18 protein-coding genes are annotated in these 14,946 nt (G+C 57.8%); 4 read left to right on the plus strand and 14 right to left on the minus strand.

Annotated features, from left to right (window positions below; all coding sequences use genetic code 11):
- Positions 1 to 100 precede the first annotated feature (100 nt).
- Positions 101 to 1,303 carry an MFS transporter gene (locus ACVCAM_RS11105; protein WP_248226044.1) on the plus strand — a complete coding sequence of 401 codons (1,203 nt, stop codon included), beginning with the start codon at positions 101 to 103 and terminating at the stop codon, positions 1,301 to 1,303.
- Positions 1,300 to 1,680 carry a DUF4440 domain-containing protein gene (locus ACVCAM_RS11110; protein ID WP_021241912.1) on the plus strand — a complete coding sequence of 127 codons (381 nt, stop codon included), beginning with the start codon at positions 1,300 to 1,302 and terminating at the stop codon, positions 1,678 to 1,680. Before ACVCAM_RS11105 ends, ACVCAM_RS11110 begins: the two co-directional genes overlap by 4 nt.
- Before the next feature lie 52 nt (positions 1,681 to 1,732).
- On the opposite strand, the gene rpoS is transcribed toward ACVCAM_RS11110, so the two are convergent.
- Positions 1,733 to 2,725: an RNA polymerase sigma factor RpoS gene (gene rpoS / locus ACVCAM_RS11115; RefSeq protein ID WP_008499600.1), complete on the minus strand. Its 993-nt coding sequence runs from the start codon at positions 2,723 to 2,725 to the stop codon at positions 1,733 to 1,735.
- Between the two features lie 59 nt (positions 2,726 to 2,784).
- Complete coding sequence (gene nlpD, locus ACVCAM_RS11120) at positions 2,785 to 3,858, minus strand: murein hydrolase activator NlpD (RefSeq protein WP_240613108.1); 1,074 nt, start codon at positions 3,856 to 3,858, stop codon at positions 2,785 to 2,787.
- Here nlpD and ACVCAM_RS11125 point away from each other — a divergent pair.
- Entirely contained in the window at positions 3,800 to 3,931 is a 132-nt protein-coding gene (locus ACVCAM_RS11125) for a peptidase (RefSeq protein ID WP_369751013.1), read from the plus strand. The genes nlpD and ACVCAM_RS11125 overlap by 59 nt on opposite strands.
- Before the next feature lie 94 nt (positions 3,932 to 4,025).
- Here ACVCAM_RS11125 and ACVCAM_RS11130 read toward each other — a convergent pair whose 3' ends face one another.
- From ACVCAM_RS11130 to cysG, 11 genes are all read right to left on the minus strand, one after another.
- A complete protein-coding gene (locus ACVCAM_RS11130) occupies positions 4,026 to 4,652 on the minus strand; it encodes a protein-L-isoaspartate(D-aspartate) O-methyltransferase (RefSeq protein WP_008499604.1) in 627 nt (208 codons plus the stop codon).
- Positions 4,646 to 5,407: a 5'/3'-nucleotidase SurE gene (gene surE / locus ACVCAM_RS11135; RefSeq protein ID WP_021241911.1), complete on the minus strand. Its 762-nt coding sequence runs from the start codon at positions 5,405 to 5,407 to the stop codon at positions 4,646 to 4,648. Before surE ends, ACVCAM_RS11130 begins: the two co-directional genes overlap by 7 nt.
- On the minus strand, positions 5,388 to 6,437 hold the full coding sequence (gene truD, locus ACVCAM_RS11140; protein ID WP_032653181.1) for a tRNA pseudouridine(13) synthase TruD: 1,050 nt from the start codon (positions 6,435 to 6,437) through the stop codon (positions 5,388 to 5,390). Before truD ends, surE begins: the two co-directional genes overlap by 20 nt.
- A complete protein-coding gene (gene ispF / locus ACVCAM_RS11145) occupies positions 6,434 to 6,913 on the minus strand; it encodes a 2-C-methyl-D-erythritol 2,4-cyclodiphosphate synthase (protein WP_008499607.1) in 480 nt (159 codons plus the stop codon). Before ispF ends, truD begins: the two co-directional genes overlap by 4 nt.
- Positions 6,913 to 7,623: a 2-C-methyl-D-erythritol 4-phosphate cytidylyltransferase gene (ispD, locus tag ACVCAM_RS11150; RefSeq protein ID WP_023616744.1), complete on the minus strand. Its 711-nt coding sequence runs from the start codon at positions 7,621 to 7,623 to the stop codon at positions 6,913 to 6,915. Before ispD ends, ispF begins: the two co-directional genes overlap by 1 nt.
- Positions 7,624 to 7,642: 19 nt before the next feature.
- Positions 7,643 to 7,954: a cell division protein FtsB gene (gene ftsB / locus ACVCAM_RS11155; protein WP_008499609.1), complete on the minus strand. Its 312-nt coding sequence runs from the start codon at positions 7,952 to 7,954 to the stop codon at positions 7,643 to 7,645.
- Between the two features lie 166 nt (positions 7,955 to 8,120).
- On the minus strand, positions 8,121 to 8,447 hold the full coding sequence (locus ACVCAM_RS11160; RefSeq protein WP_008499610.1) for a DUF3561 family protein: 327 nt from the start codon (positions 8,445 to 8,447) through the stop codon (positions 8,121 to 8,123).
- Positions 8,448 to 8,505: 58 nt separating this feature from the next.
- Positions 8,506 to 9,111, minus strand: coding sequence for an adenylyl-sulfate kinase (cysC, locus tag ACVCAM_RS11165; protein WP_021241908.1), 606 nt, complete (start codon positions 9,109 to 9,111; stop codon positions 8,506 to 8,508).
- Positions 9,111 to 10,535 carry a sulfate adenylyltransferase subunit CysN gene (gene cysN / locus ACVCAM_RS11170; RefSeq protein WP_407223619.1) on the minus strand — a complete coding sequence of 475 codons (1,425 nt, stop codon included), beginning with the start codon at positions 10,533 to 10,535 and terminating at the stop codon, positions 9,111 to 9,113. Before cysN ends, cysC begins: the two co-directional genes overlap by 1 nt.
- Before the next feature lie 9 nt (positions 10,536 to 10,544).
- Positions 10,545 to 11,453, minus strand: a complete 909-nt coding sequence (gene cysD, locus ACVCAM_RS11175; RefSeq protein ID WP_008499613.1) for a sulfate adenylyltransferase subunit CysD — start codon at positions 11,451 to 11,453, stop codon at positions 10,545 to 10,547.
- Between the two features lie 9 nt (positions 11,454 to 11,462).
- Positions 11,463 to 12,821, minus strand: coding sequence for a siroheme synthase CysG (cysG, locus tag ACVCAM_RS11180; RefSeq protein WP_407223620.1), 1,359 nt, complete (start codon positions 12,819 to 12,821; stop codon positions 11,463 to 11,465).
- A 237-nt stretch (positions 12,822 to 13,058) separates the two neighbouring features.
- On the opposite strand from cysG, the gene ACVCAM_RS11185 reads away from it, so the two are divergent.
- Entirely contained in the window at positions 13,059 to 14,102 is a 1,044-nt protein-coding gene (locus ACVCAM_RS11185; protein WP_407223621.1) for an aminopeptidase, read from the plus strand.
- Positions 14,103 to 14,200: 98 nt separating this feature from the next.
- Here ACVCAM_RS11185 and cysH read toward each other — a convergent pair whose 3' ends face one another.
- The gene (gene cysH, locus ACVCAM_RS11190; RefSeq protein ID WP_023344813.1) at positions 14,201 to 14,935 is read right to left on the minus strand and encodes a phosphoadenosine phosphosulfate reductase; all 735 of its coding nucleotides are present in this window, start codon (positions 14,933 to 14,935) and stop codon (positions 14,201 to 14,203) included.
- Positions 14,936 to 14,946: the final 11 nt, after the last annotated feature.

Here is a 14,946-nt window from a genome sequence, read left to right on the forward strand (position 1 = left end):
CCTTTACTGTCAAAATATTTTTGACAGTATATCGCGCTTTGTCAGGTTTATCCGTGATTCCCGAGCCGATACGATACGCCACCTCACCGGAGGATCCACCATGACGTATCGCAGCCAAGTTGCCGTTGTCTATCTGCTGGGCTTTTTTCTTGATTTGATCAACATGTTTATTGCCAGCGTCGCCTTTCCGGCGATGGCTCACGCCTTTAACACCACGCCTTCTGCCCTTGCCTGGGTCAGTAACGGCTACATTGCCGGCCTGACGCTGGCGATCCCGTTCAGCGGCCTGCTCTCGCGCCGCATCGGGCCAAAGCGCGTCATCCTGCTCTCGCTTTTTCTGTTCAGTGCCGCCTCCGCTGCGGCGGGCCTGTCTGCAACGCTGGAAAGTCTGATTGCCTGGCGAGTGCTTCAGGGCGTGGGAGGAGGCTTACTGATCCCCGTCGGACAGGCGCTGACCTGGCAACAGTTCAGGCCTCAGGAGCGTGCGAAGCTCTCTTCGGCGGTGATGCTGGTTGCGTTGCTTGCCCCGGCCTGCTCCCCGGCTATCGGGGGACTGCTGGTACAGACGCTAAGCTGGCGATGGATATTTTTCGCCACGCTACCGGTCGCTATCGTGACCTTCGTTCTGGCCTGCCTGTGGCTTAAACACGAAATGCCTGCGATGAACGCGGCCAGACTGCTAAACCTGACCTTGCTCGCGGACCCGCTTTTGCGTTTTTCCATGCTTGTCTATATCTGCGTACCCGGCGTATTTATTGGGGTGAACGTCACGGGCATGTTTTATCTTCAGAACGTGGCGAACATGAGCCCAGCCGCTACGGGCATGCTCATGCTGCCGTGGTCTGTGGCATCGTTTATCGCCATCACGGCAACGGGACGTTATTTTAACCGTATCGGCCCCCGCCCCCTGATCGTCATCGGCTGCCTGTTGCAGGCGACGGGCATTCTGCTTTTGATTGACGTCAGTTCGGCTACGCTGTTGCCTGCCGTCGCGTTTGCCCTGATGGGCGCCGGGGGAAGCCTGTGCAGCAGCACGGCTCAGAGCAGCGCGTTTCTGACAACGCGCCGGGACGAGATGCCGGATGCCAGCGCGCTGTGGAATCTCAATCGTCAATTGAGCTTTTTTGCCGGTGCCCTGCTGCTGGCGCAGGTGCTGAACCTGGCGCAGGCGTGGCTGACGCCACACGCCGCCTGGCACGGGATGTTTATTTTTGCCGCAGGCATGACCTTGCTGCCTGTACCGTACGTTTTTCGTCTTAACAATACGCAGGTGCTAAACCCGCTGCGACAGGAGAATTCATGACGCCTTTCGAACACGACATTATCGACCTCCACATTGCGCTTGAAGCATGGTTAGGCAAAGGTGAAGGCGAGGCCGACGCGCTGCTCGCCCGTTTCCAGCGCGATTTTCTGATGATCCCGCCGGGCGGTGTGCAGGTCGACTATAACGGCCTGGCCAGTTTTCTGGAAAAACAGCGCGGAAGCCGTCCCGGGCTGAAAATCGTCATTGACGAATTAACCACGATCCAGAGCGGCGAACGGGGTGCAGTGCTTCACTACCGGGAGACGCAAACCCGGCCAGACCTGCCCGTTAACGTGCGCTGGTCAACCGCGGTGCTTAATCAGGAAGGTGACAAAATAACCTGGCGTCTGCTGCACGAGACGGCGACGCAGCCGTAACACAAAAGAAAAAGGCCCGTCTCACGACGGGCCTTTTTTGACGAAAGGTTGCTTATTCGCGGAACAGCGCTTCGATATTCAGACCTTGCCCCTGCAGGATTTCACGCAGGCGACGCAGACCTTCAACCTGAATCTGACGAACACGTTCACGGGTCAGGCCAATTTCGCGGCCGACGTCTTCCAGTGTCGCAGCTTCATACCCCAGTAAACCGAAACGACGCGCCAGCACTTCACGCTGTTTGGCGTTCAGTTCGAACAGCCATTTGACGATGCTCTGTTTCATGTCATCGTCCTGCGTGGTGTCTTCCGGACCGTTATCTTTTTCATCGGCCAGGATGTCCAGCAGCGCTTTTTCGGAGTCGCCACCCAGCGGGGTGTCAACGGAGGTAATGCGCTCGTTGAGACGCAGCATACGGCTTACGTCATCAACCGGTTTATCGAGTTGTTCGGCAATTTCTTCTGCGCTTGGCTCGTGGTCCAGCTTATGGGACAACTCGCGCGCGGTACGCAGATACACGTTCAACTCTTTGACGATGTGAATCGGCAGGCGAATCGTACGGGTCTGGTTCATAATAGCCCGTTCGATGGTCTGACGAATCCACCAGGTCGCGTAGGTTGAGAAACGGAACCCGCGTTCCGGGTCAAACTTCTCAACTGCGCGGATGAGACCTAAGTTGCCCTCTTCAATCAGATCCAGCAGAGCCAGACCACGATTGCCGTAACGGCGGGCAATTTTCACGACCAGTCGCAGGTTACTTTCAATCATGCGACGACGCGAGGCCACATCACCACGCAAAGCACGACGTGCGAAATAGACTTCTTCTTCGGCCGTTAGCAGTGGGGAGTAACCAATCTCCCCAAGGTAAAGCTGAGTCGCGTCCAGTACACGCTGTGTGGCGCCCTGCGATAACAGCTCTTCTTCAGCCAAATCGTTATCACTGGGTTCCTCTTCTACTAAGGCTTTTTCGTCAAAAGCCTCTACTCCGTTCTCATCAAATTCCGCGTCTTCATTTAAATCATGAACTTTCAGCGTATTCTGACTCATAAGGTGGCTCCTACCCGTGATCCCTGAACGAGACACCCTGGCTGGCATGCCCCGTCAAATTATCGCTGCGGCAAGTACTGCAGCGGGTTTACGGATTTCCCCTTGTAACGAATTTCAAAATGCAAGCGTGTAGAACTGGTTCCGGTGCTACCCATGGTAGCGATTTTTTGCCCCGCCTTAACTTCTTGTTGTTCCCGGACCAGCATTGTGTCGTTATGGGCGTAGGCACTCAGGTAATCATCGTTGTGTTTGATGATGATAAGATTACCGTAACCGCGCAGAGCGTTACCGGCATACACAACGCGTCCATCTGCGGTCGCGATGATAGCCTGTCCTTTACTCCCTGCGATATCGATCCCTTTATTTCCCCCTTCGGAAGAAGAGAAGTTCTCGATAACCTTGCCGTCAGTCGGCCAGCGCCATGCAGAAATCGGCGAACTGGAGGTCATACTGCTGGCAGTCGGTTCAGTAGAGCTAACCACAGGTGCCGTAACCGGTGCTGTGACAGCAGTCGCAGTCCCTTTATTATTCGGCAACATTTTGTTAGCAGTCTGATCACCTGAATCCTCAGAATACGTAATTACAGGTTGTGAAGCAACCACCGTGGTGGATTTTTGTGCAGGCTTAACGCTGTTATTTTGAGCCGTCACATCGGCCGCTGAAACCGTGTTGCCAGGCGTAAGCGGCGTACCCGTCGCGTTGCCCACCTGGAGCGTTTGCCCGACTTCCAGACCATATGGGGCCTGGACGTTGTTGCGCTGCGCGAGGTCACGGAAATCGTTCCCGGTGATCCACGCAATGTAGAACAGCGTATCGCCGCGTTTCACGGTATAGGTGCTGCCACCGGTGTAGCTGCCTTTCGGAATGTTCCCATACTGACGGTTATAGACTATGCGGCCGTTTTGGGTCTGAACAGGCTGTTCAACTGGCTGAACCTGCATTGGCTGTGTAACAGGATGTTGCACAGGCTGAATTTGTGGTGTTTGCTGCGGCGCAGCCGTCCCCATTTTAGGTGGCGGCGTGATTAACATTCCGCTGGACGTGTTACCGGAGCCGCTGTTTCCGCCGACGGAACTGACGGGCGCAGGCGCGTTGTTAGAACTTGTACAGCCTGCCAGCCAGAGCGAAACCAGTGATAATGCCGCAACACGGCTGATGGTGAATTTAGGGCTTCCCGCGCTCATTTATCCCCCAGGAATGTGTTAACTACCAGTGACTTAAAATTTACCGTGATGGCACGAATCTTTCGCGCCACACCATACGCTGAATTTGCCTTAATAACCCTGGATAATTCCGAGTCTCAGGCCAACTCCCCCTTCACCAGAGGCACAAAGCGCACGGCTTCCACGGTGTCGATAATAAACTCGCCGCCGCGCCGACGAACGCGCTTCAACAGCTGCTGCTCGTCCCCGACAGGCAAAACCAGAATGCCCCCCTCATCCAGCTGCGACAACAGGGCAGCTGGAATTTCAGGCGGGGCCGCCGTCACGATGATCGCGTCAAACGGGGCGCGAGCCTTCCAACCCTGCCATCCATCACCGTGTCGTGTCGAAACATTATGTAAATCAAGTTGTTTCAGGCGACGACGCGCCTGCCACTGTAAACCTTTAATCCGCTCAACGGAGCATACGTGATGAACGAGATGCGCCAGGATCGCGGTCTGATACCCCGACCCGGTGCCAATCTCCAGCACGCGGGAGTCGGGCGTCAGCTCCAGCAGCTCCGTCATGCGAGCCACCATGTAAGGCTGCGAAATCGTCTGGCCCTGCCCGATGGGCAGCGCCACGTTTTCCCACGCTTTGTGTTCAAACGCCTCGTCTACAAATTTCTCACGCGGAACCAGGGCGAGCGCTTCAAGCACGTGCTCGTCGCGGATCCCCTGCGCGCGTAGTTGTTCCAGAAGAGTTTGTACACGTTTGTTTACCATTGCGCGTTCACTCCTGCGCGATCCAGCCAGCCCGACACCACATCATGCGCGCTATACGCGGTTAAATCTACGTGCAGCGGGGTAACCGAAACATAGCCTTCCTCCACGGCGGCAAAGTCGGTATCCGGACCCGCATCGCACTTATCGCCAGGAGGGCCGATCCAGTAAAGCGTGTTGCCGCGCGGATCCTGCTGCGGGATCACCTGATCGGCAGGATGTCGACTCCCGCAACGGGTGACGCGGATGCCTTTAATTTCATCGAGAGGAAGATCCGGCACGTTAATGTTGAGGATGCGTCCGGTACGCAACGGCTCGCGGCCGAGCGCCCGCAGGATCGAACAGGTCACCGCGGCGGCGGTGTCGTAGTGCGTGTAGCCGTTCAACGAGACCGCCAGCGCCGGGAATCCCAGATGGCGGCCTTCCATTGCGGCCGCCACGGTGCCAGAGTAAATCACGTCATCGCCGAGGTTAGGCCCGGCGTTAATGCCAGAAACGACGATATCCGGACGCGGCCGCATCAGCGCGTTCACGCCCAGAAAAACACAGTCGGTTGGCGTGCCCATCTGTACGGCAATATCGCCATTTTCAAAGGTAAAGGTGCGAAGCGACGACTCCAGCGTCAGTGAGTTAGACGCTCCACTGCGGTTACGATCGGGCGCCACAACCTGCACATCCGCAAACTCACGGAGGTGTTTCGCCAGGGTCTGAATGCCTGGCGCGTGGATCCCGTCATCGTTACTCAGCAATATTCGCATAATCACCCGAGGTGTTGATAAGTTCCCTGACAACACTGGTGGCAAAGCTGCCTGCCGGCAGCCAGAAGCGTAACTCGACGGTCACGTCATCCCACCAGTTCCAGCTTAACTGCTGCGGATAGAGCAGCATCGCGCGGCGTGCCGCGTCGACTTTTTCCCGCACCAGCAAGGACTGCAATTCTGGCGCATCCGCCACGGCTGACTGCTCGGCGGCCAGGGCCTCCCCCTGGGTTCCCCAGTCGCCCGTACCGGGCAACGCGGCGGTGATCAGCAGCCCTTTTGCGTCCACGCGCGACTGGACATCGGCCATCTCTTCGGCCGTTGCCACAAACCAGCTTCCGCGTCCCGCTAATTGTAGCGCATCGCCAACAACAACTTGATTCGCGTCTGGTTTTTTCAGCCTTTCGCTCACAATCTGATTAAACAACGCACTGCGGGCCGCCGACAACCAAAAACTGCGTTTATTCCTGTCACGCACCGGCGCGTCGCTTTGCGCCCAGCGCAGTGCGCCCTGCAGGTTGCTGCCGCCGATGCCAAAGCGCTGCGCGCCAAAGTAGTTCGGTACGCCGCGGTCGCTGATGGCATTCAGGCGTTTTTCAACGTCTTCACGGTCAGTCACTTCGCGCAGCACCAGCGTAAACGCGTTGCCTTTTAACGCGCCCAGACGCAGTTTGCGCTTGTGGCGGGCATATTCCAGTACCTTACAGCCCTCAAGCTCAAATTTGCTTAAATCAGGCATCGCATTGCCGGGAACGCGCGCGCAGAGCCACTGTTCCGTGACGGCGTGTTTATCTTTCTGCCCGGCAAAGCTCACCTCGCGGGCATGAATTTTGAGGAATTTTGCCAGCGCGTCGGCCACAAAGCGGGTATTGCAGCCATTTTTCAGAATACGCACCAGGATATGTTCGCCTTCGCCATCCGGCTCAAAGCCCAGATCCTCCACCACGAGGAAATCTTCCGGGCTGGCTTTCAGCACCCCGCTCCCCTGCGGCTTACCGTGCAGGTATGTCAGGTTGTCGAATTCTGTCATTTGCTCGCCTTCACCAGCAGCGCCACGGCTTCACAGGCAATCCCTTCGCCGCGACCGGTAAAGCCCAGCTTCTCGGTCGTCGTCGCTTTGACGTTCACGTCGTCCATGTGGCAGCCCAGATCTTCTGCAATAAATACGCGCATCTGCGGAATGTGCGGCAGCATTTTTGGGGCCTGAGCGATAATCGTCACGTCGACGTTGCCAAGGGTGTAGCCTTTCGCCTGGATGCGGCGCCACGCTTCGCGCAGCAGTTCACGGCTGTCCGCCCCTTTAAACGCCGGGTCGGTGTCCGGGAATAGCTTGCCGATATCACCCAGTGCGGCAGCGCCCAGCAGCGCGTCGGTCAGCGCATGCAGCGCCACGTCGCCATCAGAATGCGCCAGCAGCCCTTTTTCATAAGGAATGCGCACGCCGCCAATGATAATTGGGCCTTCTCCGCCAAAGGCGTGTACATCAAAACCGTGTCCAATTCGCATTATGCCTTCTCCTGATGGGTCGAACGGGTAAGATAAAATTCCGCGAGCTGTAAATCTTCCGGACGCGTCACTTTAATATTATCAGCACGTCCTTCAACAAGCTCAGGGTGGAAACCGCAGTACTCCAGCGCAGAGGCTTCGTCCGTGATGGTCGCACCTTCGTTAAGCGCGCGCGTTAAGCAGTCGTGGAGTAATTCGCGGGGGAAAAATTGCGGCGTCAGCGCGTGCCAGAGATCGACGCGATCGACGGTGTGGGCGATAGCCCGTTTGCCCGGCTCGGCACGCTTCATGGTGTCGCGCACGGGGGCGGCCAGAATGCCACCCACTTTGCTGGTTTCGCTCAATGCCAGCAGGCGAGCGAGATCGTCCTGATGCAGGCACGGACGCGCCGCGTCATGGACCAGCACCCACGGCGCATTACCGGCCGCCTGAATGCCTGCCAGCACGGAATCGGCGCGCTCGGCACCGCCATCGACAACGGTAATCTGTGGATGATTTGCCAGAGGGAGCTGCGCGAAGCGCGCATCGCCGGGGCTGATAGCGATGATCGCTCGCGTCACCCGCGGGTGCGCCAGCAGCGCCGCCACGGCGTGCTCGAGGATCGTTTTATCGCCAATAGAGAGGTATTGCTTGGGACATTCTGTCTGCATGCGCCGGCCAAAACCTGCGGCCGGCACCACGGCGCATACGTCCGAAAAAGTTACTGCCATGTCGTAATCCTGGGCCTGATTATCGATTGTTTTGTGCTGAGCCCTGATTGCGTTTAGACGCATCCGGAACCAGACGATAAAAGGTTTCGCCCGGCTTAGTCATACTGAGTTCATTGCGTGCGCGTTCCTCAATCGCCTCTTGCCCGCCATTGAGGTCATCAATTTCAGCGAAGAGTTGATCGTTTCGCGCCTTAAGTTTGGCGTTTGTTGCCTGCTGAGCTGCGACGTCATCGCTCACCCGGCTATAGTCGTGCAGTCCGTTCTTACCGAACCACAGCGAATATTGCAGCCAGATTAGCAAAGCCAGCAACAGCAGCGTTAGTTTACCCATCCTGCCCCCTGAAAAACGGCATCATCATCCCAAGACTTCCCCAGAGCACTACGCCGGGGTAACAGAGATGCCGCAACATCGCGGGCAAATGTACCACATTTTTTCCGCAGAATCGTCCTGCTCAATATCGTTACACAGTTGGTTACGGTTTGAATTATGGCTGAAGTTAGCCCATGAGCCACAAAAATAACAGACCAAACATCAGCACCACCGTCACAATCGTGACCACGGTACTGTACAGGAGCTTGCCGTTGAGCAGCGAGTGAAGCGCAATGCCGACGACAACCGCCACGGGCATCAGCGCCAGAAAGAAAGGCCAGGTGTAGAGAAAGAAGAACAGCGTGTTGCCGCCGTAGATCAGAAACGGGATACCCAGCGCCAGCAACCATGAGACGAAGCCAATGATGGCCCCAGGAAATGACCAGGTCGTTTCGTCGTCGGTCGCAAGCGGCTCCGACCCGGTGGTGGTGATGTAATGTTCACTGTTGCGCATAGCTAGTCCTGTGACCGTGACTCATCGTTCGGGAAGACAGCTCCCGAACGATACCGTCTCAGGATCTGATAATATCGTCCCGTCTGAGCAGGTCTAATAATTGGCTTACTAAATTTGTTACCAATTGTTGACCCTCCAGGTGAATTTCTGGCGATTCAGGCGCTTCGTATACCGCGTCAATGCCGGTGAAGTTGCGCAATTCTCCGGCACGCGCTTTTTTGTACAGCCCTTTCGGGTCGCGCGCTTCGCAAACCTCCAGCGGCGTATCCACAAACACTTCGATAAAGCGATCCTGACCGACCCGTTCGCGCACCATCTGGCGCTCGGCGCGGTGTGGAGAGATAAATGCGGTCAGCACCACCAGCCCGGCGTCGGCCATCAGGCTGGCGACCTCCCCGACCCGGCGGATGTTCTCTTTGCGGTCGTCGTCGCTGAACCCTAAATCGCTGCACAGGCCATGGCGCACGTTGTCGCCATCCAGCAGGTACGTGCTTACGCCCTGCTGATGCAATGCCTCTTCCAGCGCGCCCGCCACCGTCGATTTACCCGAGCCGGACAGCCCGGTAAACCACAGCACAACTCCACGGTGACCGTGGAGCTGTTCGCGCTGGGCGACGGTGACCGGATGAGGATGCCAGACGACGTTCTCATCATGGGCAGCCATTACTTGCCTCCCAGCAGATCGCGCGCGCCCCAGTGCGGGAAGTGCTTACGCACCAGCGCGTTCAGCTCCAGCTCAAAGGCGCTGAATTCTGAAGCCGCGGACGCCTGTTCGTTTGGCTCACGGACCATCCCCGCGCCGACGGTGACGTTCGTCAGGCGGTCAATAAAGATAAGCCCGCCCGTCACCGGATTTTGCTGATACGGATCCAGCACCAGCGGTTCGTCAAAGGTCAGATCGACCAGACCAATACCGTTCAGCGGCAGCTCTGTGACCTCGCGCTGGGTCAGGTTGTTGATGTCCACCTGGAACTGAATACCGTCCACGCGAGCGCGGGTCTTCTTGCCGGCGATTTTGATGTCGTAGCTCTGGCCCGGCGTCAGCGGTTGCTCCGCCATCCACACCACATCCACGGAAGCCCCCTGCACGGCGGCCAGCGTTTCCTGGGCATCCACCAGTAGATCGCCCCGGCTGATATCAATCTCGTCTTTCAGCACCAGCGTAACCGCTTCACCGGCGCCTGCGTCCTGCAGGTCACCGTCGAAGGTGACGATGCGTGCGATGGTCGATTCCACACCGGATGGCAGCACCTTGACGCGCTGCCCTACCTTCACGCTCCCGGAGGCAATCGTGCCGGAGAAGCCGCGGAAATCAAGGTTTGGACGGTTGACGTACTGCACCGGGAAGCGCATCGGCTGAGTGTCGACCACGCGCTGAATTTCAACCGTCTCCAGCACCTCCAGCAGCGTCGGGCCGCTGTACCACGGCATGTTCGCGCTCTGGGAGGCGACGTTATCCCCTTCCAGCGCCGAGAGCGGCACAAAGCGGATATCCAGGTTGCCCGGCAGCTGTTCGGCAAAGGTCAGGTAGCTCTGGCGGATCTCCTCGAACTTCTCTTCGCTGAAGTTCACCAGATCCATCTTGTTGACCGCCACCACCAGGTGTTTGATCCCCAGCAGCGTGGAGATAAAGCTGTGGCGACGGGTCTGATCCAGCACGCCTTTACGGGCGTCGATCAGCAGGATCGCCAGGTCGCAGGTCGACGCGCCGGTCGCCATATTGCGGGTGTACTGTTCGTGCCCCGGGGTGTCGGCGATAATAAATTTGCGCTTCTCGGTAGAGAAATAGCGGTAGGCCACGTCAATCGTGATGCCCTGCTCGCGCTCCGCCTGCAGGCCATCCACCAGCAGTGCCAGATCCAGCTTTTCGCCCTGGGTACCGTGACGCTTACTGTCGTTATGCAGGGAGGAGAGCTGATCTTCATAAATCTGGCGCGTATCGTGCAGCAGGCGGCCAATCAGGGTACTTTTCCCGTCATCCACGCTGCCGCAGGTCAGAAAACGCAGCAGGCTTTTGTGTTGTTGCGCATGCAGATACGCTTCCACGCCGCCTTCGTTGGCAATTTGTTGAGCAATAGTGGTATTCATGGCGGCTCCTTAGAAATAACCCTGACGTTTCTTCAGCTCCATGGAGCCTGCCTGGTCGCGGTCAATCACGCGCCCCTGTCGCTCGCTGGTGGTCGACACCAGCATCTCTTCGATGATCTCCGGCAGCGTCTGGGCGTTGGATTCCACCGCGCCGGTCAGCGGCCAGCAGCCGAGGGTGCGGAAACGCACCATCTGTTTTTTGATCACTTCACCCGGCTGCAGGTCGATGCGATCGTCGTCGATCATCATCAGCATGCCGTCACGCTCCAGCACCGGGCGCTCGGCGGCCAGGTACAGCGGAACGATCTCGATGTTTTCCAGATAGATGTACTGCCAGATATCCAGCTCGGTCCAGTTGGAGAGCGGGAAGACGCGGATGCTTTCGCCCTTGTTAATCTGGCCGTTGTAGTTGTGCCACAGCTCCGGACGCTGGTTTTTGGGGTCCCAGCGGTGGAAGCGATCGCGGAAGGAGTAGATACGCTCTTTGGCGCGGGATTTCTCTTCGTCACGGCGCGCGCCGCCGAAGGCCGCGTCAAAACCGTATTTGTTCAGCGCCTGCTTCAGCCCTTCGGTTTTCATGATATCGGTGTGTTTGGCGCTGCCGTGCACGAACGGGTTAATGCCCATCGCCACCCCTTCCGGGTTTTTATGCACCAGCAGCTCGCAGCCGTAGGCTTTCGCGGTACGATCGCGGAACTCGTACATCTCGCGGAATTTCCAGCCGGTGTCCACGTGCAGCAGCGGAAACGGCAGCGTGCCCGGATAAAACGCTTTACGCGCCAGATGCAGCATGACGCTGGAATCTTTACCGATGGAGTACATCATCACCGGGTTAGAAAACTCGGCGGCCACTTCGCGGATAATATGGATACTTTCCGCTTCGAGCTGCCGCAGGTGTGTAAGACGTTTTTGGTCCATAACCGTTCCTTAAGCCAAATTTACAACAGAAGAACCAAAGCCTTCTGTATCGGTTGTGTGCTGAAACCAGGCGAGCGTGCTGTGCAGCTGCACCACTTCCCCCACCACGATCAGGGCAGGCATCGGGGCGTCTTTCGCCAGGGTTGCAAGGTCTTGAAGTGTGCCGACAGCAACATGCTGATCGACGCGCGTGCCGCGAGAAATGACGGCGACGGGGGTCGTCGCCTCGCGACCGTGCTGAATAAGCTGTTCGCTGATGTCCGCCGCCTTCATCGTGCCCATGTATATCGCCAGCGTCTGGCGGCTCTGGGCGAGATGCGACCAGTCGAACGGCGTGCTGTCCGCCTTGTAGTGGCCGGTCACAAAGGTGACGCTCTGGGCGTAATCGCGGTGGGTCAACGGGATACCGGCGTAGGCCGTTACCGCAGAAGCCGCCGTGATGCCGGGCACCACCTGGAACGGAACGCCCGCTTCGGCTGCCGCCTGCAGCTCTTCGCCGCCGCGACCGAAAATGAACGGATCGCCCCCCTTCAGGCGCACCACGGTTTTTCCCGCTTTCGCGGCGTCAATTAGCATCTGGTTGGTGTCGTGCTGCGGCACCGAGTGTTCGCCCGCCCGTTTGCCGACGCAGATTTGCTCCGCGTCGCGACGGATCAGCTCGCGCACGCCGTCGGTGACCAGGTGGTCGTAGAACACCACGTCCGCATCCTGCAGCACCTGCAGGCCGCGCAGCGTCAGGAGCCCGGCATCGCCCGGCCCCGCGCCCACCAGAATGATCTCCCCGCCCGTACTGCCGGGGTTATCCAGTTCGTCCTCGAGGATTTTCTGCGCCGCTGTCTCATTACCGGCATGCATCAGGCTGGCAAAGCGGCCGCGAAACACGCGTTCCCAGAAGCGACGGCGCTCCGTCACGCTGGTCAGGCGGGTTTTCAGATGGTTGCGCCAGTAGCTGGCTTTCTCCGCCATGCGCCCGAGGCTGGTCGGCAGCAGCGCTTCGATTTTTTCCCGCAGCACGCGCGCCAGCACCGGTGCGGTACCGCCGGAGGAGATCGCCACCAGCAGCGGCGAACGGTCAACGATCGACGGGAAAATAAACGAGCATAAAGGCTGGTCGTCCACCACGTTCACCAGGCGGTAACGGGCCTGAGCGGCGTCGGAGATCCGCTGGTTCAGTTCACGATCTACGGTCGCCGCAATTACCAGCACGACGCTGTCGATTTGTGACTCGTCGAAATCCGCCTCTTCAACGACTTTCACCTGGGCCCCTGCGCGCTGCAGAAACACGATTTTGCGATCGGCGATTTCACCCGTGCCAACCACCAGCACCGGTTTCTCTTTAATCGCAGCAAATAAGGGCAGATAGTCCACAGGCAACAACTCACTAACAACGAGGAATAGAGGGACTATAGGGGGCGGCTTAGACCGAATGAAATTACGAATTGGAATGAGTAGTTACTCAATGGAATAACGCTGTGAAAAAGCTAATACCAAAAAGTGCTTAACGCGCGAAATTTCGGGCATTTAAGAACGATTCAAATTGTGTATGGACGATCACAGTTTCATACTAGGCGGGTTATTATTTTGCTCTGTTTTTAAGGACTCACTATGTTTTCCGCAACGCGCCACCGTATTGCTGCCCTGGCGCTCGGCGTTTGCTTTATTCTTCCTGCCCAGGCAAAAAACCAACCTTATGGTGAAATCGCCACTATGCAGGCGCGGCATATTGCCACCGTTTTCCCTGGCCGCATGACCGGATCGCCTGCGGAAATGCTCTCCGCGGACTATCTTCGTCAGCAGTTTGCCGACATGGGTTACCAGAGCGATATCCGATCGTTTAATAGCCGCTACGTCTATACCTCGCGAAATAAAACGAAAAACTGGCATAACGTGACCGGCAGTACGGTGATTGCGGCCCACGAAGGCAGCGCAAAAGAGCAAATTATCATTATGGCGCACCTTGATACCTACGCCCCGATGAGTGACGCCGATACGGATAACAATCTTGGCGGGCTGACGCTGCAGGGCATGGACGATAATGCCGCAGGCCTGGGCGTGATGCTCGAACTGGCCGAGCGGATGAAAGATATTCCGACCCAATATGGCATTCGTTTTGTTGCCACCAGCGGTGAGGAAGAGGGCAAACTCGGCGCTGAGAATCTCCTTAAGCGTATGAGCGCTGAGGAGAAGAAAAATACGCTGCTGGTGATTAACCTCGACAACCTGATCGTCGGCGACAAGCTCTATTTCAACAGCGGGCAGAGTACGCCGGGTACCGTGCGGAAACTGACGCGCGACCGGGCCCTGGCGATAGCCCGCAGCCATGGGGTTTATGCCACCAGCAATCCCGGCGGTAACCCGGATTATCCGCGAGGCACAGGCTGCTGCAACGACGGGGAAGTGTTCGATAAGGCGGGCATTCCGGTGCTGTACGTGGAAGCGACGAACTGGGCGCTGGGCAAAAAAGATGGCTACCAGCAGCGGGCTAAATCGAAGGCCTTCCCGGACGGGACGAGCTGGCACAACGTGATGCTGGACAATCAGCAGCACATCGATCGCGCGCTGCCGCAGCGGATTGAGCACCGCAGTCGTGATGTGGTGAAGGTGATGCTGCCGCTGGTGAAGGAGCTGGCGAAAGCGGGGAAAGCCTGAGGCCGTTAAGCCCGGTGGCGGCTACGCCTTACCGGGCCTACATATGGAACGAGCCTTAGTAGGCCCGGTAAGCGCAGCGCCACCGGGCAAAAAGGTTATCACCCTTCGTGCAACCCGCACTCGCGCTTCAGCCCGAAGAATCGCGTCTCTTCTTCCGCCATGCCCGGTTCCCACTTACGCGTGGTGTGGGTATCGCCCACCGACAGATAGCCCTGGTCCCACAGCGGATGGTATTTCAGCCCGTGCTTTTGCAGGTACTGGTACACCGTCCGGTTATCCCAGTCGATAATCGGCAGCACTTTAAACACCCCGCGCTGCACCGCCAGCACCGGTAAGGTTGCCCGGCTGCCGGACTGCTCACGGCGCAGGCCCGCGAACCACGTCTGGGCATTAAGCTCTTTCAGCGCCCGGTTCATCGGCTCGACCTTGTTGATCTCATTGTATTTCTCAATGCCCTCAACGCCCTGCTCCCACAGCTTGCCGTAGCGCGCCTCCTGCCAGGCCGCGCTTTCCGTCGCGCGGTAGACCTTGAGGTTCAGCCTGAGCTTGTCCGTCAGCTCGTCAATAAACTGATAGGTTTCCGGGAACAGATAGCCGGTATCGGTGAGGATCACCGGAATGTCCGGACGGATCTGATTCACCAGATGCAGGCTGACCGCCGCCTGAATACCAAAGCTTGACGAGAGCACATACTCTCCCGGCAGGTTTTCCAGCGCCCACGCCACGCGCCCTTCAGCGTCCAGCTTTTCAAGGTGGGCATTGGTTTCTGCCAGCGCCAGAATGCGTTCGACTTTTGGCAGGTCATTAAGGGCGTTTAGATCGAGTTCGGACATAGTTACCTCTC

It is taken from the genome of Enterobacter sp. CFEC122 (assembly GCF_052983755.1).

What these genes read in the sequence shown, in the direction of transcription:
- ACVCAM_RS11160 (WP_008499610.1), bottom strand. Translation starts at nt 8,447, where the DNA reads ATGCGCAACAGTGAACATTACATCACCACCACCGGGTCGGAGCCGCTT.
- cysC (WP_021241908.1), bottom strand. Translation starts at nt 9,111, where the DNA reads ATGGCTGCCCATGATGAGAACGTCGTCTGGCATCCTCATCCGGTCACC.
- ACVCAM_RS11105 (WP_248226044.1), top strand. Translation starts at nt 101, where the DNA reads ATGACGTATCGCAGCCAAGTTGCCGTTGTCTATCTGCTGGGCTTTTTT.
- cysN (WP_407223619.1), bottom strand. Translation starts at nt 10,535, where the DNA reads ATGAATACCACTATTGCTCAACAAATTGCCAACGAAGGCGGCGTGGAA.
- ftsB (WP_008499609.1), bottom strand. Translation starts at nt 7,954, where the DNA reads ATGGGTAAACTAACGCTGCTGTTGCTGGCTTTGCTAATCTGGCTGCAA.
- truD (WP_032653181.1), bottom strand. Translation starts at nt 6,437, where the DNA reads ATGACAGAATTCGACAACCTGACATACCTGCACGGTAAGCCGCAGGGG.
- ACVCAM_RS11185 (WP_407223621.1), top strand. Translation starts at nt 13,059, where the DNA reads ATGTTTTCCGCAACGCGCCACCGTATTGCTGCCCTGGCGCTCGGCGTT.
- ispD (WP_023616744.1), bottom strand. Translation starts at nt 7,623, where the DNA reads ATGGCAGTAACTTTTTCGGACGTATGCGCCGTGGTGCCGGCCGCAGGT.
- cysH (WP_023344813.1), bottom strand. Translation starts at nt 14,935, where the DNA reads ATGTCCGAACTCGATCTAAACGCCCTTAATGACCTGCCAAAAGTCGAA.
- ACVCAM_RS11110 (WP_021241912.1), top strand. Translation starts at nt 1,300, where the DNA reads ATGACGCCTTTCGAACACGACATTATCGACCTCCACATTGCGCTTGAA.
- rpoS (WP_008499600.1), bottom strand. Translation starts at nt 2,725, where the DNA reads ATGAGTCAGAATACGCTGAAAGTTCATGATTTAAATGAAGACGCGGAA.
- ispF (WP_008499607.1), bottom strand. Translation starts at nt 6,913, where the DNA reads ATGCGAATTGGACACGGTTTTGATGTACACGCCTTTGGCGGAGAAGGC.
- ACVCAM_RS11130 (WP_008499604.1), bottom strand. Translation starts at nt 4,652, where the DNA reads ATGGTAAACAAACGTGTACAAACTCTTCTGGAACAACTACGCGCGCAG.
- surE (WP_021241911.1), bottom strand. Translation starts at nt 5,407, where the DNA reads ATGCGAATATTGCTGAGTAACGATGACGGGATCCACGCGCCAGGCATT.
- cysD (WP_008499613.1), bottom strand. Translation starts at nt 11,453, where the DNA reads ATGGACCAAAAACGTCTTACACACCTGCGGCAGCTCGAAGCGGAAAGT.